The 23,186-nt window shown below is 69.4% G+C and carries 24 protein-coding genes; 16 read left to right on the plus strand and 8 right to left on the minus strand.

What is annotated here, in order from left to right; translation table 11 throughout:
* Positions 1–36: 36 nt before the first annotated feature.
* On the plus strand, positions 37–582 hold the full coding sequence (locus CA982_RS11650) for a YbhB/YbcL family Raf kinase inhibitor-like protein (protein ID WP_086535532.1): 546 nt from the start codon (positions 37–39) through the stop codon (positions 580–582).
* Between the two features lie 38 nt (positions 583–620).
* Here CA982_RS11650 and CA982_RS11655 read toward each other — a convergent pair whose 3' ends face one another.
* From CA982_RS11655 to CA982_RS11665, 3 genes are read right to left on the minus strand one after another with little or no spacing between them, the layout of a single operon-like run.
* A complete protein-coding gene (locus CA982_RS11655; protein WP_086535487.1) occupies positions 621–1,757 on the minus strand; it encodes a quinone-dependent dihydroorotate dehydrogenase in 1,137 nt (378 codons plus the stop codon).
* A complete protein-coding gene (locus CA982_RS11660) occupies positions 1,751–2,095 on the minus strand; it encodes a DUF5703 family protein (RefSeq protein ID WP_086535488.1) in 345 nt (114 codons plus the stop codon). The genes CA982_RS11655 and CA982_RS11660 overlap by 7 nt, the downstream gene beginning before the upstream one ends.
* The gene (locus CA982_RS11665) at positions 2,092–3,168 is read right to left on the minus strand and encodes an NHL repeat-containing protein (RefSeq protein WP_244176230.1); all 1,077 of its coding nucleotides are present in this window, start codon (positions 3,166–3,168) and stop codon (positions 2,092–2,094) included. Before CA982_RS11665 ends, CA982_RS11660 begins: the two co-directional genes overlap by 4 nt.
* Positions 3,169–3,268: 100 nt before the next feature.
* Between CA982_RS11665 and CA982_RS11670 the strand changes: the two genes are divergently transcribed.
* The 6 genes from CA982_RS11670 to CA982_RS11695 all read left to right on the plus strand — a co-directional run bounded on the left by CA982_RS11670 (position 3,269) and on the right by CA982_RS11695 (position 8,228).
* On the plus strand, positions 3,269–4,111 hold the full coding sequence (locus CA982_RS11670; protein WP_086535533.1) for an undecaprenyl-diphosphate phosphatase: 843 nt from the start codon (positions 3,269–3,271) through the stop codon (positions 4,109–4,111).
* A gap of 68 nt (positions 4,112–4,179) precedes the next feature.
* Positions 4,180–4,941, plus strand: coding sequence for an MSMEG_4193 family putative phosphomutase (locus tag CA982_RS11675; protein WP_086535489.1), 762 nt, complete (start codon positions 4,180–4,182; stop codon positions 4,939–4,941).
* A gap of 25 nt (positions 4,942–4,966) precedes the next feature.
* Positions 4,967–5,701 (plus strand): DUF3090 domain-containing protein, encoded by a 735-nt coding sequence (locus CA982_RS11680; protein WP_086535490.1) that lies wholly within the window; start codon positions 4,967–4,969, stop codon positions 5,699–5,701.
* Positions 5,673–6,527, plus strand: a complete 855-nt coding sequence (locus tag CA982_RS11685) for an SCO1664 family protein (RefSeq protein WP_086535491.1) — start codon at positions 5,673–5,675, stop codon at positions 6,525–6,527. The genes CA982_RS11680 and CA982_RS11685 overlap by 29 nt, the downstream gene beginning before the upstream one ends.
* An 84-nt stretch (positions 6,528–6,611) precedes the next feature.
* The gene (gene mshC, locus CA982_RS11690; protein WP_086535492.1) at positions 6,612–7,862 is read left to right on the plus strand and encodes a cysteine--1-D-myo-inosityl 2-amino-2-deoxy-alpha-D-glucopyranoside ligase; all 1,251 of its coding nucleotides are present in this window, start codon (positions 6,612–6,614) and stop codon (positions 7,860–7,862) included.
* A 57-nt stretch (positions 7,863–7,919) separates the two neighbouring features.
* A complete protein-coding gene (locus tag CA982_RS11695; RefSeq protein ID WP_086535493.1) occupies positions 7,920–8,228 on the plus strand; it encodes a hypothetical protein in 309 nt (102 codons plus the stop codon).
* 16 nt (positions 8,229–8,244) lie between these two features.
* On the opposite strand, the gene CA982_RS11700 is transcribed toward CA982_RS11695, so the two are convergent.
* Positions 8,245–9,123, minus strand: a complete 879-nt coding sequence (locus CA982_RS11700) for a PAC2 family protein (protein ID WP_004019089.1) — start codon at positions 9,121–9,123, stop codon at positions 8,245–8,247.
* A gap of 51 nt (positions 9,124–9,174) precedes the next feature.
* Between CA982_RS11700 and metH the strand changes: the two genes are divergently transcribed.
* Positions 9,175–12,765, plus strand: coding sequence for a methionine synthase (metH, locus tag CA982_RS11705; RefSeq protein ID WP_086535494.1), 3,591 nt, complete (start codon positions 9,175–9,177; stop codon positions 12,763–12,765).
* A gap of 38 nt (positions 12,766–12,803) precedes the next feature.
* Positions 12,804–13,571, plus strand: a complete 768-nt coding sequence (locus CA982_RS11710; RefSeq protein WP_086535495.1) for a crotonase/enoyl-CoA hydratase family protein — start codon at positions 12,804–12,806, stop codon at positions 13,569–13,571.
* Here the strand turns inward: CA982_RS11710 and CA982_RS11715 are convergent.
* Positions 13,568–14,491, minus strand: coding sequence for a manganese-dependent inorganic pyrophosphatase (locus CA982_RS11715; protein WP_086535496.1), 924 nt, complete (start codon positions 14,489–14,491; stop codon positions 13,568–13,570). The two genes, CA982_RS11710 and CA982_RS11715, sit on opposite strands and share 4 nt — an antisense overlap.
* Before the next feature lie 126 nt (positions 14,492–14,617).
* Between CA982_RS11715 and CA982_RS11720 the strand changes: the two genes are divergently transcribed.
* Both CA982_RS11720 and CA982_RS11725 read left to right on the plus strand, forming a co-directional pair.
* Entirely contained in the window at positions 14,618–15,070 is a 453-nt protein-coding gene (locus CA982_RS11720; RefSeq protein WP_086535497.1) for a MarR family winged helix-turn-helix transcriptional regulator, read from the plus strand.
* Positions 15,067–16,542: an MFS transporter gene (locus CA982_RS11725; protein WP_086535498.1), complete on the plus strand. Its 1,476-nt coding sequence runs from the start codon at positions 15,067–15,069 to the stop codon at positions 16,540–16,542. Before CA982_RS11720 ends, CA982_RS11725 begins: the two co-directional genes overlap by 4 nt.
* 3 nt (positions 16,543–16,545) lie before the next feature.
* On the opposite strand, the gene CA982_RS11730 is transcribed toward CA982_RS11725, so the two are convergent.
* Complete coding sequence (locus CA982_RS11730) at positions 16,546–17,364, minus strand: alpha/beta fold hydrolase (protein ID WP_086535535.1); 819 nt, start codon at positions 17,362–17,364, stop codon at positions 16,546–16,548.
* Between the two features lie 119 nt (positions 17,365–17,483).
* On the opposite strand from CA982_RS11730, the gene CA982_RS11735 reads away from it, so the two are divergent.
* From CA982_RS11735 to hisG, 5 genes are all read left to right on the plus strand, one after another.
* Positions 17,484–17,954, plus strand: a complete 471-nt coding sequence (locus tag CA982_RS11735; protein WP_086535499.1) for a CinA family protein — start codon at positions 17,484–17,486, stop codon at positions 17,952–17,954.
* A 74-nt stretch (positions 17,955–18,028) separates the two neighbouring features.
* Entirely contained in the window at positions 18,029–18,829 is an 801-nt protein-coding gene (locus CA982_RS11740; RefSeq protein ID WP_086535537.1) for a helix-turn-helix transcriptional regulator, read from the plus strand.
* Positions 18,830–18,927: 98 nt separating this feature from the next.
* Positions 18,928–19,599: an HAD family hydrolase gene (locus CA982_RS11745; RefSeq protein ID WP_086535536.1), complete on the plus strand. Its 672-nt coding sequence runs from the start codon at positions 18,928–18,930 to the stop codon at positions 19,597–19,599.
* A complete protein-coding gene (locus CA982_RS11750) occupies positions 19,596–19,859 on the plus strand; it encodes a phosphoribosyl-ATP diphosphatase (RefSeq protein WP_086535500.1) in 264 nt (87 codons plus the stop codon). Before CA982_RS11745 ends, CA982_RS11750 begins: the two co-directional genes overlap by 4 nt.
* A gap of 94 nt (positions 19,860–19,953) precedes the next feature.
* Positions 19,954–20,799, plus strand: a complete 846-nt coding sequence (gene hisG / locus CA982_RS11755) for an ATP phosphoribosyltransferase (RefSeq protein WP_086535501.1) — start codon at positions 19,954–19,956, stop codon at positions 20,797–20,799.
* A gap of 390 nt (positions 20,800–21,189) precedes the next feature.
* Here hisG and CA982_RS11760 read toward each other — a convergent pair whose 3' ends face one another.
* On the minus strand, positions 21,190–22,041 hold the full coding sequence (locus tag CA982_RS11760) for a thioesterase family protein (protein ID WP_086535502.1): 852 nt from the start codon (positions 22,039–22,041) through the stop codon (positions 21,190–21,192).
* Between the two features lie 69 nt (positions 22,042–22,110).
* Positions 22,111–23,001 (minus strand): RecB family exonuclease, encoded by an 891-nt coding sequence (locus CA982_RS11765; RefSeq protein WP_004019072.1) that lies wholly within the window; start codon positions 22,999–23,001, stop codon positions 22,111–22,113.
* Positions 23,002–23,186: the final 185 nt, after the last annotated feature.

The following is a 23,186-nucleotide window of genomic DNA, read 5'->3' on the forward strand; positions in this document are numbered from 1 at the left end:
CTTGTGCGACACGCGAAACATGAGAAAGGTGAACACATGTCGTCATTCGACCCGTACTCCCCGCTACCGAGCCTGCCCGGGTTCACCCTGACCTCGGAGAGTCTCGCCGACGGGGCCGCGCTGGCCAACGGGCAGGTGAGCGGGATCATGGGCGCGGGTGGCGAAGACCTCTCACCGCAGCTGAGCTGGTCCGGATTCCCCGCCGAGACCAAGAGTTTCGCCGTCACCGTCTACGATCCCGACGCTCCCACCGCCGCCGGGTTCTGGCACTGGGCGGTCGCCGACATCCCCGTCTCGGTCACGAGCCTGCCCGAAGGCGCAGGTGACGAGGAGGGCTCCGGCCTGCCCGAGGGGGCGGTCACGCTCACCAACGACGCCTCGCTGCGCCGCTACATCGGTGCGGCGCCGCCGCCCGGACACGGCCCGCACCGGTACTTCGTCGTCGTGCACGCCGTCGACACCGAGTCCCTGGGACTGCCGGAGAACGCGACGCCCGCGTACCTGGGCTTCAACCTGTTCTCTCACGCGATCGCGCGCGCGACCCTCATCGGCACCTACGAACAGCCCGGCGAGAACATCTGAGTTCGTCCACCCGATCGGTGTCGGGCGATCGGTGACGGTCAGGGCTGGTTGCGAGCCGCGCACGCCACCGCGTCGGAGATCGAGGCGAAGCCTCCGGCGCGCACCCGTTGCGCGAGGCCGGCGTGGAGCTCATCGAGCCACACCGGTCCGCCGTAGATGAAGCCGGTGTAGACCTGCAGCAGGTCGGCGCCGGCACAGATGCGTTCCCAGGCCTGGTCGACGGTCTCGATGCCACCGACGCTGACGAGCGCGATCCGTCCGCCGACCCGGTTGTAGAGGCGACGAAGCACGGTCAGCGACCGGGCGGCGACCGGTGGCCCGGAGAGGCCACCCGCACCGATCTCCCGGACCTCGTCGGCCGAGGTGTGCAGACCGTCGCGGCCGATCGTGGTGTTGGTGGCGACGATCCCGGCCAGGCCGAGTTCGACGGCCAGGTCCGCGACGGCGTCGATGTCGTCGTCGACGAGATCGGGCGCGATCTTGACCAGCACCGGCACATGCACCGCCTCGAGCACCGCGGCCAAGATGGGTCGGAGCGAATCCACCGCCTGCAGGTCGCGCAGCCCCGGGGTGTTGGGCGAGCTCACGTTGACGACGACGAAATCCGACAGCGGTCCCAGCAATTCCGCCGAGCGCCGGTAGTCGTCGATCGCGTCATCGACCGGAACGACCTTGGTCTTGCCGATGTTGGCGCCGATGGGCACCGACACCGGGCCCCGTCGGACGCCGGTCAGGTGCTGTGCGGCAACCTCCGCGCCCGGGTTGTTGAAGCCCATCCGATTGATGAGCGCGCGGTCGGCGGGAAGCCGGAACAGACGCGGCGTCGGATTGCCGGGTTGCCCCTGACCGGTGATCGTCCCGATCTCGGCGAAACCGAAACCGATCTGACCCCAGGTGTTCACCGCACCCGCCGTCTTGTCGAACCCGGCCGCCAGACCGATCGGGGCGGGGAAGTCGACACCGAAGACCCGCGTGCGCAGGACGGGATCGTGCCGCCCGAGCAGCTTGGCGGTCAGGAACGCCAGCGGCGGAAACCGCCCGACGACACGCAGGACCGAGAAGACGATGTGGTGGATTCGCTCGGGATCCACGCGGAACATGATCGACCGCAGCAGGGGATAGCACCACCGGTTGAGTACGGGGAGTACTCGGGTGGCACCGCGGGACATCAGCATGCGCGTGCGCTCCGGGGGTCGTGGCCGTTGTGGTCAGGGGACTGCTCGTCGGCCGGGTCGCGGCCGTGGGGTCCGCGGGACCCTCGCGGCGGCCGGCGCCGCTTCAGCAGTACCTTTCGGGTGCCGTCGGAGTACAGCCGCACCCGCGACAGTTCCCATCCGCCGAACTCGGCTTCGAGAGCCAGCCGCATCGACGCGGTCACACGGGTCACGTCGGGTGGCAGACGGAGCAGCACGCACTCGACATCCTCCGTGGTGACCTCCCACCCGTCCGGATAGCGGGAACCGAGCCGTGCCGAGGTACGCGCGGATCGCGCGTTCGAACGGTCAGCAGTCATTCGGCCCGCCCAGCCGGGACGACCTGGAGTCCGCCGTCACGCGCGGACAGCACGTAGACGGTGCCCGACGAGTCGACGGCGATCCGGTCGGGCTGCATGACCGACGCGAACCGCTGGACCTCGGTGGGTTCACCGTCTGCCAGGTCATATGCCACCACCTCGTTGTTGCCGGTCGTCGACACCCAGAGCCGGTCCCGGGTGTCGTCGTAGTCTACGGCGTACGGTCCGTCCGCCACCGGATAGCGAAAGCGCATCACCAGCGGCGATCCGAAGAACCCGAGGATCTCGCCGTCGCGGGTGTTGGCGACGAGGACCCGTCCGAACTCGTCGACGGTGGAGTTGGTGGCCCCGTTGCCGGCACGCAGCGCCGGCCCCAGGTCGCCGGACTCCGGGTCGACCGGGGTCACCGACGACTGTGCGCGGTCCAGGACGACGACCTGGCCGGCGAGCCCCTCCGCGGATTCCGGTGCCGCGGTCAGCGAGTCCACCCGCACGAAGCGATCGAGATCGTGCTTCTTCGCGAAGTCCTTGTCGTACACGAGAACTCGTCCGTCCGCCGTACCGGCGACGAGAAAGCCTGACGCGGTCCGCGTCACCGCGGTCGGCTGGTCGGATTCGAGATCGCCGGTCTGGACCCGACCGTCGGCGTCGACGACGACGAGAACACCGGGGCCCGCACCGACGTATCCGCCGTCGTCACCCGCCGCGAGAGCGGTGAGACCCGGGACGGCGATGGTCCGGGGCGGCGCGGTCACCGCCCGGGTGTCGTATCGGAGGATCTGGTTGCCGTCGGCCGCGAGGACGGCAACGCTCTCGCCCGACGCCGCCAGCGCCCGCGCCCCGGCCGGAGCGGGGACGACGGTCCCGGCCGGGGCAGCCGCCGAACTCGCCGGCGCCTCCGGCGCGGTCGCCGGCGTCACGGTCGGTACGTCGGGCGTGCCGTCGTCGGAGCCGCACGCGGTGATCATGCCCACACCGATCACCAGAGCCGCGGCTGCGGCGACCGGGCCCCGCACCCGCGACATGCCCGTGCGGGACTGGTGAGGGGTGCGGGATGGTCGCGGCGAGGACATGTCCCCATCTTGCGTGACCGTGTCCGCGCGTCACTCAGGCGGGTCGACGGCGAGTGCCGTGTCGGGTCGGGCGCCGCGGGCCCAAGTAGCATCGGGCGCCGTGACCGACACCATGACGTGGACCCAGTCGATCGTCCTCGGGGCGTTACAGGGCCTCACCGAGTTCCTGCCGATCTCGTCCTCGGGGCATCTCCGCATCGCCTCCGAGCTGATGTTCGGGGAGGACGCCGGCGCCTCCTTCACCGCGGTCACCCAGCTCGGTACCGAGGCTGCCGTCCTGGTCTTCTTCGCCCGGGACATCGTGCGCATCATCACCGCCTGGTTCCGCGGGCTGCGGCATGCCGACGAGCGAAACGTCGACTACCGGATCGGGTGGTATGTGATCTTCGCGACGATCCCGATCGGTCTGATCGGATACCTCTTCAAGGACGAGATCCGCACCACCGGGCGCAATCTGTGGCTCGTCGCGATCATGCTCATCGTGTTCGCCGGGGTGTTCTGGCTCGCCGAGCGGTACGGGCAGAAACAGCGGAACCTCGAGCAACTCACCCTGCGCGACGGCCTCGTGATGGGTGGCGCCCAGTGCCTCGCCCTGATCCCGGGGGTCTCGCGCTCCGGGGCCACGGCGAGCGCGGGCCTGTTCCTGGGGCTCGAACGTGAAGCCGCCTTCCGCTTCTCGTTCCTGCTGGCCATCCCCGCGGTCACCGCTTCCGGTCTGTTCAGCCTCCCGGACGCGTTCAACCCGAGCGGTGAGGGCATGGAGGCGTCCGGGTCGCAGCTGCTCGTCGCGACGCTGATCGCGTTCGTCGTCGGTTATGCCGCGATCGCCTGGCTGCTGAGATTCGTCAGCGCGCACTCGATGAACTGGTTCGGCGCCTACCGGGTCGTGCTCGGCGTGACCCTGATCGTGTTGCTGTCGACGGGCGCGATCTCGGCGACCTGACGTCACGTCCGCCGCGCCGGACTCCGCGCGCCGTGCGGCCCCGCAGGGCCGGTGCCTATGGTTGTGGGATGACCGTGATCCTTCTCCGGCACGGCCGTTCGACGGCGAACACCTCGGGGGTGCTCGCCGGTCGCAGCGCCGGCGTCCATCTCGACGACCGCGGGCGCGCCCAGGCCGATGATCTCGTTCGACGCCTCGGCGACCACCTCGGCTCCATCCGGGCGGTGGCACGTTCGCCGCTCGACCGCTGCGCCGAGACGGTCGCGCCGCTGCTGGCCGCGCTGGACGCCGACGGGCAGGCCCCGCCCGAGATCGTCGTCGACGACCTCGCAGAGGTCGACTACGGCGGCTGGACCGGGCGGTCGATCTCCGAACTGCTCAAGGAACCGCTGTGGAAGGTCGTGCAGCAACAGCCCTCGGCCGCGGTGTTCCCCGACGGCGAGGGGCTGGCCGACGTGCAGGCGCGCGCGGTGCGCGCGATCCGGGAACTGGACCGGATCCACGGCGGGCCCGACGGTTCCGGGGTGTGGATCGCCTGCTCGCACGGCGACGTCATCAAGGCGGTCATCGCCGACGCCATGGGCACCCACCTCGACGCCTTCCAGCGCATCGTCGTCGAACCGGCGTCGATCAGCGTGATCCGGTACGCCTCGTCGCGGCCGTACGTGCACACCGTGAACGCCACCGCGACGCTGTCCATCCCGAAGCCCCCGCCGCCGGCGCCGGACGGGCAGCGCCCGGCCGACGATGCGGTCGTGGGCGGCGACACCGGGGCGGATGTCACGCCGTCGGCGAACGGTGCCGCGACGATCCCCGCGACATCGGGATAATGAACCAGACGACGAAGGAGGTGTGATGTCTCGAGCCATCCACGTGTTCCGGAGCCCGGACCGCTTCGTGGCGGGCACGATCGGGCAGCCCGGCGACCGTACGTTCTACCTCCAGGCGGTCCACGAGGCCCGCATCATCAGCGTGATGCTGGAAAAGCAGCAGGTCCAGATCCTGGCGGATCGGATCGGTGCGCTGCTGGACGAGATCCACCGCCGCTTCGGAACCCCGATCCCGCCGGAGACCGACCGGGTCGGCGATCTGAGCCCGCTGGTGATGCCGGTCGACGCCGAGTTCCGGGTCGGGACGATGGGCCTGGGCTGGGACGCGGAGTCCGAGGCCGTGGTGGTCGAGTTGCTCGCCATCACCGAGGGGGAGTTCGACGAGAGCGTCGTCCTCGACGACACCGACGAGGGCCCGGATGCGGTGCGTGTCTTCCTGACCACCGCGGCCGCCCGCGAGTTCGCCGCCCGGTCGTCGAAGGTGATCTCGGCGGGACGGCAGCCGTGCCCGCTGTGCAGCGAACCGCTCGATCCCGAGGGTCACCTGTGTATCCGGACCAACGGCTACAAGCGGGACGCGGAGTTGAGCAAGTCCCTCGACTTCATCGATCCCGACGTCTTCAACAGCCTTGCCGCACAGAATGACCCGGGTCTGGTGGCCGACGAGGACCCGTTCGGCCAGGCCGGGGACGCACCGCAGCCCGGTGACCCGGACGACCCCGACGAGCCCGGTGACACCGGCCCCTCCGCGCGTGACTGACGAGCCCGCGGTCGACCACGTCCTCCGCGCAGGCGAACTCACGATCCTCGGCCGGATCCCGTCGGCCAGCAACGCGACCCTCGTGTGCGACGCGGTGCTCGACGACCAGGCATCGGTGCGCTGTGTCTACAAGCCGGTCCGCGGCGAGGTCCCGCTGTGGGACTTTCCCGACGGCACCCTCGCCGGACGGGAGGTGGCGTCGTATCTGATCTCCGAGGCGCTGGGCTGGGACACGATCCCGACGACGGTGCACCGCGACGGGCCACTCGGGCCGGGGATGGTGCAGCGCTGGGTCGAGACACCCGACAACACCGACCATCCGATCCCGGAGACCGAGCCGCGGATCGACCTCGTCGACCTCTGCCCGGTCGGAGCCGTGCCCGCCGGGTACCTCGCGGTGCTCCAGGCCTACGACCCGTACGGCGACCCGGTCGTCCTGGTGCACGCCGACGACCCGCGGCTGCAGCGGATGTCGGTGCTCGACGTGATCCTCAACAACGCCGACCGCAAGGGCGGACACGTGCTCGAGGGCCTGGACGGTGTCGTCTACGGGATCGACCACGGCATCTGTCTGCACGGCGAGGACAAACTGCGGACCGTGCTGTGGGGCTGGGCCGGGGAGCCGGTGCCCGGGCACCTCGTCGCCGACGTCGCCGAGCTCGCCGAGCGGCTCGAGACCGACGGGTCGGCGCTGCGTACGCAGCTCGCCGAGCACATCACCGCCGACGAGATCGAGTCGCTGGCGATCCGGGCGATCGTGGTCGCCGAGAGCGCGACCATGCCGCACCCGCCGGGTCATCGCCCGATACCGTGGCCGCCGTTCTGAGCGAGCGCGGCGCACTCGGCACGAGGGGAGCGGGCAGCTCGCCCCCGAACGCGATACACCCCCAGCGGGCAATACAGTGGACGCATGCAGTCGTGGCCCGATCTCGAACTCCCCGCCGTTCCGGGTAGTGGACCCGCCCTCCGTCTCTACGACACCGCCGATCGCGCGGTCCGTCCCGTCGCACCCGGCGCCACCGCGACCATGTACGTCTGCGGCATCACCCCGTACGACGCCACCCACCTGGGGCACGCGGCCACCTATGTGACCTTCGATCAGGTCAATCGGGTGCTGCGCGACCAGGGCCACGAGGTCCACTACGTGCAGAACGTGACCGACGTCGACGACCCGCTGTTCGAGCGGGCGGATCGCGACGGCGTCGACTGGCGCGACCTCGGGGCCCGGGAGACGCAGCTGTTCCGCGATGACATGACCGCCCTGCGGGTCCTGCCGCCGCGCGACTACATCGGCGCGGTCGAATCGGTCAACGAGGTCGTCGAGGTCGTCGACAAGCTGCTGGCCTCCGGTGCCGCCTACACCGTCGACGACGCCGAGTTCCCGGATGTGTACTTCCGCACCGACGCCACCGACCAGTTCGGGTATGAGTCGGGGTACGACCGCGAGACCATGTCGCGGTTCTTCGCCGAACGCGGCGGCGACCCCGACCGTCCCGGCAAGCGCGATCCGCTCGACGCGCTGCTCTGGCGTGCCGAGCGGCCCGGCGAGCCGTCGTGGGAGTCACCGTTCGGTCCGGGCCGGCCGGGCTGGCACATCGAGTGTTCGGCGATCGCGCTGAACCGCCTCGGGATCGAGTTCGACATCCAGGGCGGCGGCAACGATCTCATCTACCCGCACCACGAATATTCGGCCGCGCACGGCGAGGCCCTCACCGGTTCGCGACGGTTCGCCCGGCACTACGTGCACACCGGGATGGTCGGCCTCGACGGCGAGAAGATGTCCAAGAGCCGCGGCAACCTGGTGTTCGTCTCGGTGCTGCGTCGAGACGGCGTGGACCCGGCGGCGATCCGCCTCGCCCTGCTCGCCGACCACTATCGCGGTGACCGGATGTGGACCGCGGAGGTCCTCGACACCGCCGTCGAACGCCTCGCCCGGTGGCGTGCGGCGCTCGGCGCAAGTATCGGTCCCGACGCCGAGCCGGTCATCGCCCGCATCCGCCAGCACCTGGCCGACGATCTCGACACCCCCAAAGCGCTTGCCGCAGTCGATGGTTGGTGCGCAGACGTGCGCAACGGCATCGGTTCGTCGACGACGGCGCCGGCCGAGCTCGCGGCCGCGGTCGACGCCCTGCTGGGCATTCCGCTCGTTCCCGGCGCCTGAGTGGTGTCGTCCCGACACCGAGATGTCGGCTCGCCGGCGTCTGGGTAGAGTGCTGACGTGGCGCGCGTGCAAGAGATCCGACCCAAGACCGACGCCGGGGTGTACACCGTCGTCACCCGGACGTCGACCTACCTGCTGGATTTCACCGAGATGACGCTTCTCCGGGCCCCCGGGGTCGGTGGCACCGACGACGAGGACTGGACGGTCAGCCGGCTCCGGCGTGACTCCGAGGACATCCCGCTGCTCGGCGTGAAGTCGTGTCGCCTGGGTGAATCCGCGCAGTTCTGGGTGCGGGCAGCCGACGACCCGGAGGTCCGCACGTGGCGGATCACCACCCCCGTGGTGTCGATCGAGAAGATCGGCTGACGTCCGACCGTTCGGGTCAGGACCCGAACGGCCCTTGACCGCGGCGCTTGAGGTAGCGCTCGAACTCGGCGGCGAGGGCGTCGCCGTCGATCTTCGCCATCACCTCGTCCGGATCGACCTCGGCGTCGCCGCGCTCCTCGAGCCCGCGCACGTAATCGGCGATCTCCTCGTCGTCCTCGGTCATCTCGGTGACCGCGCGTTCCCATTCCTCGGCCTGCTCGGGGAGCGTGCCGAGCGGCACCTCGATGTCGAGGACCTCTTCGACCCGGGTCAGCAGCGCCACCGTCGCCTTGGGGTTCGGCGGCGTCGACACATAGTGGGGGACCGCCGCCCAGAACGACACGGCCGGCAGGCCCGCCTGGACGAAGAGGTCCTGGAGGACGCCGGTGATGCCGGTCGGGCCCTCGTAGCGGCTCTCGGCGAGGTTGTACCGGGCCGCGGACTCGCTGCTGTAGGCCGCGCCGGTCACCGGCACCGGGCGGGTGTGCGGGGTGTCGGCGAGCAACGCCCCCAGCATCACCGTGGTCTCGACCCCGAGCTCCTGCGCGAGGTCGACGATCTCGGCGCAGAACGCGCGCCACCGCATGTTGGGTTCGATGCCGCGGACCAGCACGATGTCGCGGTCGGCGCCGCGCGGACTGCAGTACGAGATGGACGTCGTCGGCCAGTCGATCCGGCGCGTGACGCCGTCGATCTGATTCACGGTGGGGCGATTGACCTGGAAGTCGTAGTATTCATCGGAGTCGATGTCGGCGAGGGGTCGGGCGTCCCATTCGAGTGCCAGGTGCTCGACAGCGCTGCTGGCGGCGTCCCCGGCGTCGTTCCACCCCTCGAAGGCCGCGAGCAGAATGGGTCTGCGCAGCTGGGGAAGGTTCGACGTCTGCTCAGCGTTCACCGATCCAGCCTACGACCGAACACGCAGAGAGGGCGAACTACGCTGTCAACCATGTCCCCTGACTTCTCCGGAACCGATCCTCGCGATTTCGACACGACATTCCTGTCGTCGATGTCGCGCCGGGTGCTGATCGGCGACGGGGCGATGGGCACCATGCTGCAGGCCGCGGATCTGACGCTCGACGACTTCCGTGGTCTCGAGGGTTGCAACGAGATCCTCAACGACACCCGGCCCGACGTCCTCGAGAGCATCCACCGTGCCTACTTCGAGGCCGGCGCCGATGCCGTCGAGACCAACACCTTCGGGTGCAACCTCTCGAATCTCGGCGACTACGACATCGCCGACCGCATCCGGGAGCTGTCGTACAAGGGCACGGCCATCGCGCGCGGCGTCGCCGACGAGATGGGTCCCTCGGCCGACGGCACCGCCCGGTTCGTACTCGGATCGATCGGGCCGGGCACCAAGCTGCCCAGCCTCGGCCACACCACGTATGCGGCCATTCGCGACGCGTACCTCGAGTGCGTGATCGGCATGCTCGAGGGCGGCGCCGACGCGGTCCTGATCGAGACCTCCCAGGACCTCCTGCAGGTCAAATCGGCAGTGGTCGCCGCGCACCGGGCGATGGAGCGGGTGGGTCGCAAGATCCCGATCATCTCGCACGTCACGGTCGAGACGACCGGCACGATGCTCCTCGGGTCGGAGATCGGCGCCGCGCTGACGGCACTGGAACCCCTCGGGATCGACCTCATCGGCCTCAACTGCGCCACCGGTCCGGCGGAGATGAGCGAACATCTGCGGTACCTGTCCAAGCACGCCCGTATCCCGGTGTCGGTGATGCCGAACGCCGGTCTGCCGGTCCTGGGCGCCAACGGCGCCGAGTACCCGCTGACGCCCGAGGAACTGGCGCAGGCGATGGCGCAGTTCGTCGGCGAGTTCGGACTGGAGTTCGTCGGCGGCTGCTGCGGGACGACCCCCGAGCACATCCGGCAGGTCGCGGCGGCGGTCGCCGAGGTGACCCCGGCGACCCGTACCCCGGAGCACGAGTCGGAGACGTCGTCGCTCTACTCCGCGGTGCCCTTCGACCAGGACGCCAGCTTCCTGGTCATCGGTGAACGCACGAACACCAACGGCTCCAAGGCCTTCCGCGAGGCGATGATCGCCGAGGACTACCAGAAGTGCCTCGACATCGCGAAGGACCAGACCCGCGACGGCGCCCACATGCTCGACCTCAACGTCGACTACGTCGGGCGCGACGGTGCCGCCGACATGACCGCTCTCGCCAGTCGTTTCGCGACCTCGTCGACGCTGCCGATCATGCTCGACTCCACCGAGCCGGAGGTCATCCGCGCCGGTCTGGAATCGCTGGGCGGGCGCTGCGCGGTCAACTCGGTGAACTACGAGGACGGCGACGGACCGGACTCCCGGTTCACCAAGATCATGCAGCTCGTCGTCGAACACGGCGCGGCGGTCGTCGCGCTCACCATCGACGAAGAGGGGCAGGCGCGGACCGCCGACTGGAAGGTCCGGGTGGCCGAGCGGCTGATCGCCGACATCACCGGCAACTGGGGTCTCGCCGAAGAGGACATCATCCTCGACACGCTGACCTTCCCGATCTCGACGGGACAGGAGGAGGTCCGGCGCGACGGCATCGAGACCATCGAGGCGATCCGCCGGCTGCACGAGGCTCACCCCGACGTGCATTTCACGCTGGGCATCTCGAACATCTCGTTCGGGCTCAATCCCGCTGCGCGACAGGTGCTGAACTCGGTCTTCCTGCACGAGTGCGTGCAGGCCGGCCTCGACACGGCCATCGTGCACGCGTCGAAGATCCTGCCGATGGCCCGGATCCCGGAGGAGCACCGCGAGGTCGCCCTCGATCTCGTCTACGACCGGCGACGCGAGGGTTACGACCCGCTGCAGAAGCTGATGGAGCTATTCGAGGGTGTCTCCGCCGCCTCGGCGCGCGAGTCGCGGGCCCAGGAACTGGCGAAGCTGCCGCTGTTCGAGCGGCTGGAGCGCCGGATCGTCGACGGCGAGCGCAACGGGCTCACCGACGATCTCGACGAGGCGATGACCCAGGTGCCACCGCTGTCGATCATCAACGACACACTGCTGTCGGGGATGAAGACCGTCGGCGAGCTCTTCGGTTCGGGTCAGATGCAGCTGCCGTTCGTGCTGCAGTCCGCCGAGGTGATGAAAACCGCGGTGGCGCATCTCGAGCCGCACATGGAGGCCACCGGCGAGGACGGCAAGGGCCGCATCGTGCTCGCCACCGTCAAGGGCGACGTGCACGACATCGGCAAGAACCTGGTCGACATCATCCTGTCCAACAACGGTTACGAGGTCGTCAACATCGGCATCAAACAGCCGATCGCGACCATCCTCGACGTCGCCGCGGACAAGCGGGCCGACGTCATCGGCATGTCCGGACTGCTGGTGAAGTCGACCGTGGTGATGAAGGAGAACCTCGAGGAGATCAACTCCCGCGGTCTCGCCGACGAGTACCCGGTGCTGCTGGGCGGCGCCGCGCTCACCCGCTCCTACGTCGAGAACGATCTCTCCGAGACCTACGAGGGCGACGTGCACTATGCGCGTGACGCTTTCGAGGGTCTGCGCCTGATGGACGACATCATGGCGACGAAGCGCGGCGGGGGACCCGATCCGGACAGCGCCGAGGCGAAGGCGGCGGCGGAGAAGGCCGCCGAACGCAAGGCCCGGCACGACCGATCGAAGCGCATCGCTGCCAAACGCAAGGCCGCCGAGGAGCCCGTGGCGGTGCCGGCCCGCTCGGATGTGGCCGCCGACAACGAGATCCCGACGCCGCCGTTCTGGGGGTCGCGGATCGTCAAGGGCGTCCCGATCGCGGACTACATGCAACTCCTCGACGAGCGCGCGCTGTTCCTGGGCCAGTGGGGTCTTCGCGGCGCCCGCGGTGGTGACGGGCCGTCGTACGAGGAGCTCGTCGAGACCGAGGGCCGGCCGCGCCTGCGCTACTGGATCGATCGCCTGTCGACCGAGAACATCCTGCAGCACGCGGCCGTCGTCTACGGGTACTACCCGGCGGTCAGCGACGGCGACACCGTCCACGTGCTCACCGAGCCGGAACCGGATGCGCCGGTGCGGTTCAGCTTCACGTTCCCGCGTCAGCAGCGGTCGCGGTTCCTGTGCATCGCGGACTTCATCCGGTCGCGCGACGACGCGAAGGCCGCGGGCAAGGTCGACGTGCTGCCGTTCCAACTCGTCACCATGGGTCAGCCGATCGCCGACTTCGCCAACAAGCTGTTCGCCGAGGACGCCTACCGCGACTATCTCGAGGTGCACGGCATCGGGGTCCAGCTGACCGAGGCGCTCGCCGAATACTGGCACCAGCGCGTGCGCAGCGAGCTGACGTTCGGCGACCGCACGATGGACAGCGAGGACCCGGCGAACGCGCAGGGCTTCTTCGACCTCGAATACCGCGGCGCCCGTTTCTCGTTCGGCTACGGAGCCTGCCCCGACCTCGAGGACCGGGCCAAGATGATCGAGCTGCTCGAGCCCGGTCGGATCGGCGTCGAACTGTCCGAGGAGTTGCAGCTGCATCCCGAGCAGTCGACCGATGCGTTCGTGCTGCACCATCCGGAGGCGAAGTACTTCAACACCTGAGGTACGTCCGCAGCCGATCGAGGGACGGGGGACAGGCGATGACGGTTCTGGAGCGGACCGAGGGGCCGGTGCGGATCATCGGGATCGACCGGCCGGATCGGCGCAATGCCGTCGACCGGGCGACGGCCGACGCGCTGGCGGATGCCTTCCGCCGGTTCGACGCCGACGACTCGGTGTCCGTCGCGGTTCTCTACGGCGAGGGCGGGACGTTCTGTGCCGGGGCCGATCTCAAGGCGATCTCGGACGGTGTGCCGAACCGGGTGGCGCCCGACGGCGACGGGCCGATGGGCCCGACGCGGATGACGTTATCGAAACCGGTGATCGCGGCGATCTCCGGGCACGCCGTGGCCGGCGGACTGGAGCTGGCGCTGTGGGCGGACCTCCGTGTCGCCGACGACGATGCCGTCTTCGGGGTGTTCTGTCGCCGGTGGGGCGTCCCGCTGATCGACGGCGGTACCGTCCGTCTGCCGCGCTTGATCGGTGAGAGCCGGGCCATGGATCTCGTGCTGACCGGCCGGGCGGTGCCGGCCGCGGAGGCGCTGTCGATCGGGCTCGCCAACCGCGTCGTACCGTCGGGGACGTCACTGCCGGCCGCGATCACGCTGGCCACCGAGATCGCCGGGTTCCCGCAGACCTGCATGCGTGAGGACCGGCTGTCGGTCCTCGAACAGGACGGCCTGGACACCGATGCGGCGATCGGCAACGAGTTGCGGCACGGCATGGTCTCCCTGGCGACCGACACACTCGCCGGCGCAACCCGATTCGCCGGGGGAGCGGGCCGGCACGGTGAGGGCGTCGGCAGCTAGACGTCCAGCACCTCGGTCAGCTGCGGCACGATCTGCTTCTTGCGTGACACGATCCCCTTGCCGAAGGTGTGACCGTCGGCGACGGTGACCCCCAGTGCCCGCTCGACGGCCGCCACGGGTTCGCCGACCACCAGAAGGTCCGAGTCGCAGGCGATCACGTCGGTGATCAGCAGCAGGTAGAGGTCGTAGCCTGCGGCATCCTTCTCGGCGGTCATCGCGGCGAGGAATTCGTCGCGGCGGTCGAGAACCTCGGCGGAGTCGACCGTGGTGAGCTGCGAGACCCGCACCGTCTTCGGTCCCATCGCGAAGCTCTTGGAGTCCCGGCCGATGATCGCCGACGCCGGTTCGTCACCGAGGGCGGTGCCCGCGCGGAGCAGTGCGTCGCCGTACTCGTCGACGTCGACGCCGGCGATGGCGGCGAGTTCCGCGGCGGCCGCGCGGTCGGCGTCGGTGCAGGTGGGCGAGTTGAACAGCAGGGTGTCGGAGATGATCGCCGAGAGCATGATGCCCGCCTCGGGACGCGGGATGTCGACCCCGTTCTCCGCGTACATCCGGGTGAGGATCGTGCACGTGCACCCGACGGGCTCGATGCGGACGTAGAGGGGCGCCGCCGTCTCGAAGTTGGCGATCCGATGGTGGTCGATGACCTTCAGCACGGTGACGTCGGTGATGTCGGCGGCGCTCTGCTGCCGTTCGTTGTGGTCGACGAGCATCACGTCCGACGGCGCGGCGGTCTCGATCACGCGGGGCGCGTCGAGGCCGAAATGCTCGAGCGCGAAAGCGGTTTCGAGACTCGGCCGGCCCAGGGCGACGGCCTCGACATCACTGCCCAGCGCGGCTTCGAGGGAGGCGAGACCGATCGCGGCCCCGATGGCATCGGTGTCGGGGTTGCGGTGTCCGAACACCAGGATCTTCGACATGGCGACTCCGCTTTCGCTCGACGTTGCTGAATCCCAGCCTACGGTGACCGTGCGTCGTGAACCCCCGGAACCCGGCTCCATCCCCAGGAGATTGCCGAGGGATAGTTGTAGTTATACAATTGTTGTATGTCTACAACTGACGGTGGGATCGGCGCCCACTCGCAGACCGCGACCGAAGTGTGGTTCACGATGAACAGTCTCGTTCGCGACCAGGCCAAACAATCGCGCGACCGCATCAGCGAGGTCATCGACATCCCCTTCAGCCGGTTCCGGGCACTCCGCCGCGTCGCGGTACGGCCGATGACCCAGCGGGACCTCGCGGAACGGATGGGCGTGGACGCGTCGGCGATGAGCGGCATTGTCAACGATCTCGTCGCCCGCGGGCTCGTGACCAGGGAGGCCGACGCCGACGACGGCCGAGTCAAACGCGTCACCATCACCGACGTCGGACGTCGTGTGGTGGACGAGGTGACCGCGGACCCGGCCACGGCGCCCGGCATGTTCGCCGCGCTCGACGAGGAGCAGCTCCGGCAGCTCGCGGGCCTGCTCGGCCTCCTCCGTGAGGCGGCCGAGTCGTGAAGGCTGCACGCGCAGCATTGCGCGCTCGCTCGGCCGACGGCGTCCTCACGCGTAGGGATCGGCTCGTCATCCTCGCCACCTGCTGTCTGAGTCTCTTCATCGTCGGTCTCGACGTCTCGGCGGTGAATGTCGCACTGCCGTCGATCAGCTCGGACCTGGGTGCCTCGCCCGCGCAGCTGCAATGGGTCCTCGACTCGTACGCGCTCGTGATCGCCAGCCTCCTGATCTTCGGTGGATCACTCGGAGACCGTCTGGGTCGCAAGAGGGTCTTCCAGGTGGGTCTGGTGACCTTCGGTGTCGCCTCCGTGCTGTGTTCGCTGGCACCCACACCCGAGGCGCTCATCGGGGCGCGCATGCTGCAAGCCGTCGGCGGGGCGATGCTCAACCCGGTCGCATTGTCGATCGTCACCAACGTCTTCGTCGATCCACGAGAACGCGCCCAGGCAATCGGATTGTGGGGCACCGCATTCGGCATGAGCCTGGCATTCGGGCCGGTTGTCGGTGGCGCTCTCGTGTCCGGAATCGGATGGGAGGCGATCTTCTGGCTCAATGTCCCGGTCTGCGTGCTCGCGGTGGCCCTGACGAGGCGTTTCGTCCCCGAGTCCAAGGCCGACCGAGCCCGTCGGGCGGACCCGGTCGGACAGGTCCTGATCCTGACCTTCCTCGCCACCCTCACCTTCGCCATCATCGAGGGGCGTCCCCTGGGCTGGACGTCCCCGGTCGTGGTCGGGTGTTTCGTCGTCGCCGTCAGTGCGCTCGTCGCGCTGATCGCCTACGAGAGTCGCCGCACGGAACCACTTCTCGACCCGCGGTTCTTCCGGAGTGCGCCGTTCTCGAGCTCGGTGGCGTGTGCGGTCATCGCTTTCGCCGCCACCGGTGGCTTCCTGTTCCTCAACACGTTGTACCTGCAGGAGGTTCGCGGTATGTCGCCGCTGAGCGCAGGACTCATGATGTTGCCGATGGCGGCGGCGTCGGTGGTCTGCGCACCGATCGCCGGTCGGCTCGTCGGCGGCCGGGGAGCCCGGACGCCGATGGTGATCGGGGGAGTGGCGATGGTGGCGGGCGCACTGATGCTCACCGGCCTGGGGAACGACACCGCTCTCGTCTACGTCGGTGCGTCGTACCTGGTCTTCGGTCTGGGTTTCGGGTTCCTCAACGCACCGATCACCAACGGTGCGGTGTCGGGGATGCCGCGCACACAGGCGGGGCTGGCGTCGGCGATGGCCTCGACCGGTCGTCAGGTCGGCACTGCCCTCGGGGTCGCGGTGTTCGGCGCGGTGGCGTTCGCCGGGATCGACGGGTCGGTTGCCGATGGCCTCGCCGCAGCCGCCCGCCCGGTGTGGCTGATCATGGCTCTGTGCGGTGTCGCAGTCCTCGTTCTCGCCGTCGTCTCGACCGGTGCGTGGGCTCGTGGCACCGCAGCCCGCACCCGGGAACGGATCGAGTCCACGTCGGGGGTCTGGGCGCCCTGATCATCACCGTCGGACGGCATCGGACCCGATGGGCGCCGGCGTGATGGTCGTGTGCGAGTCCCACCAGTCCGCGATTCGGTGCGCGACGGTGTCGGGCGTGCGGACCCAACCGATGTGGGTGGTGCTCCCGCCCGGCGGACAGTGCGCGTCGTCGTAGCGCCAGTGAGTGATCGCCTCCGGTGCGAACGCGGCGTCGAACGCCGAGGCCGCACGGTCGGTGACGAGCTCGTCGTCGTGCAGCCGGATCGACAACGCCGGCACCACGATTCGGGAGTCGAGCGCGAACGGCGCCCGCCCGGTCAGCACCATGCGTGCCCACTCCCGCATCAGCGTGCGCGGCGTGGGGCCGCCGAAGCCGCCTCGTGGCCACCGGCCGGCGATCCCCGCGACCGGGGCGACCGACGCGGCCAGTGCGGCGAGCGGGACGCCGCGCAGGCCGTAGTGGCGGAAGTGGGGGACCGACGCGCCGATCGCCACGATTCCGTCGGGGGCGTGCTCCGCCGGCACGGCCACCATCGCGGCCAACTGCGCACCCAGGCTGTGACCGACCACGAGGACCCTGGTCTCGGTGTCGTCCGCCCGGGCCGCGGCCACGGCGTCGGCCAGGTCGGCCGCCTCGTCGGCGTAGGACCAGTCGGAACGTCGAGACGGTGGCTCACTGCCCTCCTCGATCCCGCGGCGCGGGACGATCTCGACGTCGAATCCGCTTGTCGTCAGCGCCTCGGTCAGGCGACGGTACACACGCGCCGGCACCCCCATCGCCGGCGCGACGAGCACGGTCGTGTGCGGCGCGGACACGGGGTCGCTCTCGATACGGGTCATGTCCCCAACCTCGCGCACCCGGTGCCGCCGGCACCACTACCTACCAGGTAGTCGTTTCAGGATGCGGTCGAATGGATACGAACCAGCGATGATCGACGCCGACGCGAAGGGAGCGACACATGTCGGACGTGAGTGATTTCTCGGAGACCTGCCGACGCGTGGCCGACGCCGCGATGGAGGCCGGTGTACGGATTGCGGTCGCGGAGTCGCTGACCGGAGGGAATCTGGCGACGGAGCTGAGCAAGGCGCCGAATGCGGGCACATGGTTCCGGGGTGGCGTCGTCGCGTACCACAAGGACGTGAAGTACAGCCTGCTCGAGGTTCCCGAGGGACCGGTGGTGAGTGAGACGGCGGCGCGCGCGATGGTGGCGACGACCGCGCGCCTCTTCGACGCCGATCTGGTCGTCGCGGTGACCGGCGAAGCCGGGCCCGAACCGGATGAGGCGGCGCCGGGCACGGTGTGGTTCGGACTGGATCACCGAGGACGGGTCAGCGCGTCCCGGGAGGTGTTCGACGGCGAACCCGAGGAAGTCCTCGCCCAGACCATCGGACACTCGCTGGAGCTGATCGAGTCCTGTCTGAAGGCCTGATGTCCCGGACTTCCGGCAACCGTTACCCGTGAGGTAGTCGTGGCGGCCCCCATCCGGGACCTAGCATGGCCCTCATGACGGTCGAGGTGGGAAGCATGCTGCGGCAGTGGCGCTCTCGTCGCTCGCTGAGTCAGCTGGACCTCGCCTACGAGGTCGGTGTCTCACCACGCCACCTCAGCTTCGTCGAGACCGGCCGGTCCCGGCCGAGTCCGGCACTCCTCGAGGCCCTGTCCGAGCGCCTGGATGTGCCACTGCGCGAACGCAACTCACTTCTCCTCGCGGCAGGGCACGCGCCTCGATACAGCGAGGAACCGCTCGACGCGGAGACCATGTCGCGCGTGCGGTCGTCCGTGCAGCGGTTGCTCGACGCCCACAACCCGAACATGGGCGTGGCGCTCGACCGGACCTGGAACGTCGTCCTGGCCAACGACACCGCGCTCACGCTGCTGGAGATGCTGCCCCGCGAACTGCAATCGGTCCCGGTCAACCTGTTCCGGGTCTCGCTGCATCCGGACGGCTTCGCACAACGGACGCACAACTTCGACGACTGGGCGACCTACCTCCTCGACCTGCTCCGGCGGATGGCGCGGATCACCGGCGACCCGCGCCTCGCCGATCTCGAACGGGAGGTGTCGGCGTATCCGTCCGTCGCCGCCCTCGACGGTCGCCTCGCGCGTGACCGGGTCGGGCCACCGGATCCGGCGGCGTTGCTGGTGCCGTTCCAGCTCGAACTCGGCGAGCAGGTGCTGTCCTTCTTCAGCACACTCACCACGTTCGGTTCGCCGCGCGACGTCACTCTCGACGAACTGACCATCGAGCTGTTCTACCCCGCCGACGAGCCCACCGAGCAGTGGGTTGCGATGATGCAGGGGTGACCGACACCGCCCGTCCGAGCCGTCCGGCCCCCGCCGCCACCTCCTTCACCACGACCGCGCCCTCGGGTGTGCGCCTGCCCGCAGCGGTGCTGTGGGACATGGACGGCACGCTGCTCGACTCCGAACCGATCTGGGACGTCGCGATGGCCGAGCTGGCCGTGCGGCACGGCATCGTGATGTCACCGGAACTCCGCGAATCCACCCTCGGGAACTCGCTGCCCGACGCGCTGGCGAAGGTCCACGACGCGGCCGGTCTGTCCGCCGCGGATCGCGATCCCGAGGCCGACGGACGCTGGACCCTCGACCGGGTCGCCGAACTGTTCGCCGACGACCTGCCGTGGCGTCCCGGAGCGTCCGCAGCGCTGGACCTGGTGGCCGCGGCCGGGATCCCGATGGTGCTGGTGACGAACACGGTGCGGGAGCTCACCGAGGTGGCCCTGGAGACCATCGGGCGGGAACGCTTCACCACGACGGTCTGCGGCGACGAGGTCGCGGTGGGCAAACCCGCGCCCGACCCCTACCTACGAGCCGCGGAGCTCCTCGGTGTCCCGACCGCGGAGTGCCTGGCGGTCGAGGACTCGCCGACCGGTGCCCAGGCGGCGTCGGCGGCCGGATGTCCGACGCTCGTCGTCGAGTCCGCGGCGCCGGTCGAACCGGGTCGGTTGCGCGTCTTCCGGACCTCTCTCGTCGGGCTGGACCTCGATTGTGTCGCCGACGCGTGGACCGGCGGTCTCGCGCGCATCACGACATGCAAAAATGAGGAATCGTGAAGACTTTCGAGGATCTGTTCGCCGAACTCAGCGACAAGGCGCAGAGCCGTCCCGAGGGTTCGGGTACCGTCGCCGCCCTCGACTCGGGTGTACACACCCTGGGCAAGAAGATCATCGAAGAGGCCGGTGAGGTCTGGCTCGCCGCCGAACACGAATCCGACGAGTCGCTCGGCGAGGAGATCTCGCAGCTCGTCTACTGGCTGCAGGTGATGATGATCAAGCGCGGACTGACGCTGCAGGACGTGTACCGACATCTGTGACCGGCTGACCCGGTCCGGACACACCTTCCGCACGACACACCGTTCAGCTCCATCACCGCGCCCGCGGGCGCAACCCCACGAAAAGGACATCGAGATGCTGCGAGTGGCCGTACCCAACAAGGGTGCGCTCTCCGAATCCGCGTCGGCCATCCTCTCCGAGGCCGGCTACCGTCGCCGGACCGACGCCAAGGACCTCACGGTCCTGGACAACAACAACGACGTCGAGTTCTTCTTTCTCCGCCCCAAGGACATCGCGATCTACGTCGCGTCCGGCCGCCTGGACCTGGGCATCACCGGGCGCGACCTCGCCCGGGACTCCGGGGCCGAGGTCTCCGAGCAGCTGGCGATGGGCTTCGGCTCGTCGACCTTCCGCTATGCGGCGCCCGCCGACCAGCAGTGGAGCGTGGCCGATCTCGCGGGCAAGCGCATCGCCACGTCCTACCCGAACCTCGTGCGTGAGGACCTGGCCGGGCACGGCATCACCGCCGACATCATCCGCCTCGACGGTGCGGTCGAGATCTCGATCCAGCTCGGTGTCGCCGACGCGATCGCCGACGTGGTCGGCTCCGGCCGCACGCTGCGTCAGCACGACCTGGTGGCCTTCGGAGAGTCGTTGTGTGATTCCGAGGCCGTCCTGATCTCCCGCCGCGACGCCGATCTCACCAAGGCCGAACGGCAGTTCATCGCCCGTGTTCAGGGCGTGGTGTTCGGACAGCAGTACGTGATGATCGACTACGACTGCCCCCGTTCCCTTCTCGATCGAGCATCGCTGCTCACCCCGGGTCTCGAGTCGCCGACCGTGGCACCCATGGCCGACCCGGACTGGGTCGCCGTCCGCGCGATGGTTCCCCGCAAGGACCACCAGAACCTCATGGACGAGTTGTCCGAGCTGGGCGCGAAGGCGATCCTGGCGACCGACATCCGCTCCTGCCGGTTCTAGCCGCTTTGCGGACCCGCGGGCGACGAGCCTTCCCGCTCCCTGAGGTGCGAGGAGCGCAAGCGACGAATCTTCCCGCTCCCTGAGGTGCGAGGAGCGCAAGCGACAGCCTTCCCGCTCCCTGAGGTGCGAGGAGCGCAAGCGACGAGCCTCGAAGGGTTCCCGACGCCTCTCACGAGGACCCTTCGTGACGGCCTCCGCAAGCTCCGGCCTCCTCAGGGAGCGGGGGCTCGGACCGGCCTCCGCAAGCTCCGGCCTCCTCAGGGAGCGGGGGCTCGGACCGGCCTCCGCAAGCTCCGGCCTCCTCAGGGAGCGGGGGCTCGGACCGGCTTCCGCAAGCTCCGGCCTGGGGTAGCGTGCGACGCTCGCGCCACACGAAGCAGACGGCGTGGCCTATCGCACCGCGCTGAGCATCACCGTCTGGGCCGACCGGCCGATGTGCCCGGACGCGTCGTAGAGGTCGGCGAAGGTGCTGCCGAATCCGTCCGGGCCGGTGATCATGTGGGCGTCGATGCCGACCCACGGTCCGCTCGGGACGCGCGTCAGGTGCACGGTGGTGTCGGTGTTCATCCAGGTCCACCGATTCGGCCGAAGCCGGGTTCCCAGCCCGTTGGCGACGTCGATGACGGTGAACATCGACTCGAGGTCCGCGATCTTCTCGTCGGCGACGAGCGGGATCGCCGGCCGTAGCCACACCGCGGGAGTCGTCCCGTTGCGTCCCTCGACCCGGATCGACTCGACGGTCCCGATGAACCCCAGCGTGCCCCAGTCGACCGCCTCGCCGCTGTCGTCGGAGAAACCGATCAACGCCTTCGACTCGTCCGGTTCGGGGGTCAGGGGAGCGGGACCGTCGGCGATCTCGGCGGTGTCGGCGACGCGCAGACGCCAACCCACCGATCGTGCGGCGGCGCGGAACGTCCCGTCGGCCTGCTGAACCTGCAGTTCGGTCTCCACGAGGCTGATCTGGCGGCCGGGTCGTACGACCCGGGCGGACACCCGGTTGACGCCCAACCCGACCGGGCCGAGGATCTCGGTGGTCACCCTCGTGAAGTGCTGGGCCGGGTCGGGCTCGCACCGCAGCAGCGACCGCATCAGGAGGGCCGACGGGGGACCGCCGTGCTGCATGGTCGGCGACCACACGCTCAGCGTGGCGTCGGTCGGGCGGAAGTACTCGAAGTCGTGCTCGGAGTCAGACCTCGCAGCATCCGACGGGGCGTCGATGGGATCGTAGTACGAGTTCTCCACCCGGCCACTCTATGACCATCGACATAGTCGTCCGGTGCGGGGGCACGCCGACGGGCTGCCGGCGTGGGATCAGGCCGCGAATCCCGGCGGCGGGCCCGGGTACGGCGGGACCTCACCGCCGAACTCGGGACAGCGGGCGTGGTGCTCGCAGAACTTGCACAGCCAGGACTTCTTCGGTCGGAAATCGCCGGACGTCACGGCCGCGCGGATCGCCTGCCAGATCGCGCGCAGGGTGCGCTCGAAGCGGAGCAGTTCGTCGTGGTCCGGGCGATAGATCAGCTGCTGCCCGTCGGAGAGGTACATCAGTTGCAGGCGGGCCGGCACCACCCCGCGGGTGCGCAGGATCGCGAGCGCATAGAACTTCATCTGGAACAGCGCCTTGGCCTCGTAGGCCTCGCCCGGGGATCGTCCGGTCTTGTAGTCGACGACCCGGATCTCGCCGGTCGGCGCGACGTCGATGCGATCGATGAAGCCGCGCATCAGCATGTCGTCGGCGTCGATCTCGACGTGTTCCTCCACCGCGTCGGCGTCGAACGCGGTGGGGTTCTCCATCGTGTAGTAGGTGGCGATCAGCTTGTACGCGTCGGCGAGGAAGGCCTCCTGCCCGCCCTCGCCGATCACCTTCGCCAGGTCCGGGTCGCCCTCGCACAGTGCGGCCCAGGCTCCCTCGACCAGGAGCTCGGCGGAGTCCTGGGTGCGGAGTTCGGCCGGGAGGTCGAACAGGTTCTCCAGCGCCGCGTGCACCACGGTGCCCCGGGTCTGCGCGGCCGTGGGTGTCTCCGGGAACCGGTCGATCGCGCGGTACCGATAGAGCAGGGGGCACTGCTTGAAGTCCGCGGCGCGGGACGGGGACAGCGCCAGCGGCCGTCCGACGATGCCGCGCCCGCCGGTGCCCTGGGAATCCGGGCCGGGCACCCCGGCTGGGGTCGTGCTGGTCGAGGTGTCCCCGACACCGGTCATCGTGCTCACCCTTCGCAGGGTAGGCGCCGGCCCCGACAGGCCGGCGCCCCGACACTCGGGTCGCACGGGACCGCGTCTCCGACCGCGCGACGGGTGACACGAGGCGGGTCGGACCCACCTGGTCGGGTAACGTCCACACGGCCCACGAACCGCTGCGCGCAGGCGCGCGGGTTCGGATCGTTCAC

Source organism: Gordonia lacunae, assembly GCF_002149015.1.
Taxonomy (GTDB): Bacteria; Actinomycetota; Actinomycetes; order Mycobacteriales; family Mycobacteriaceae; genus Gordonia; species Gordonia lacunae.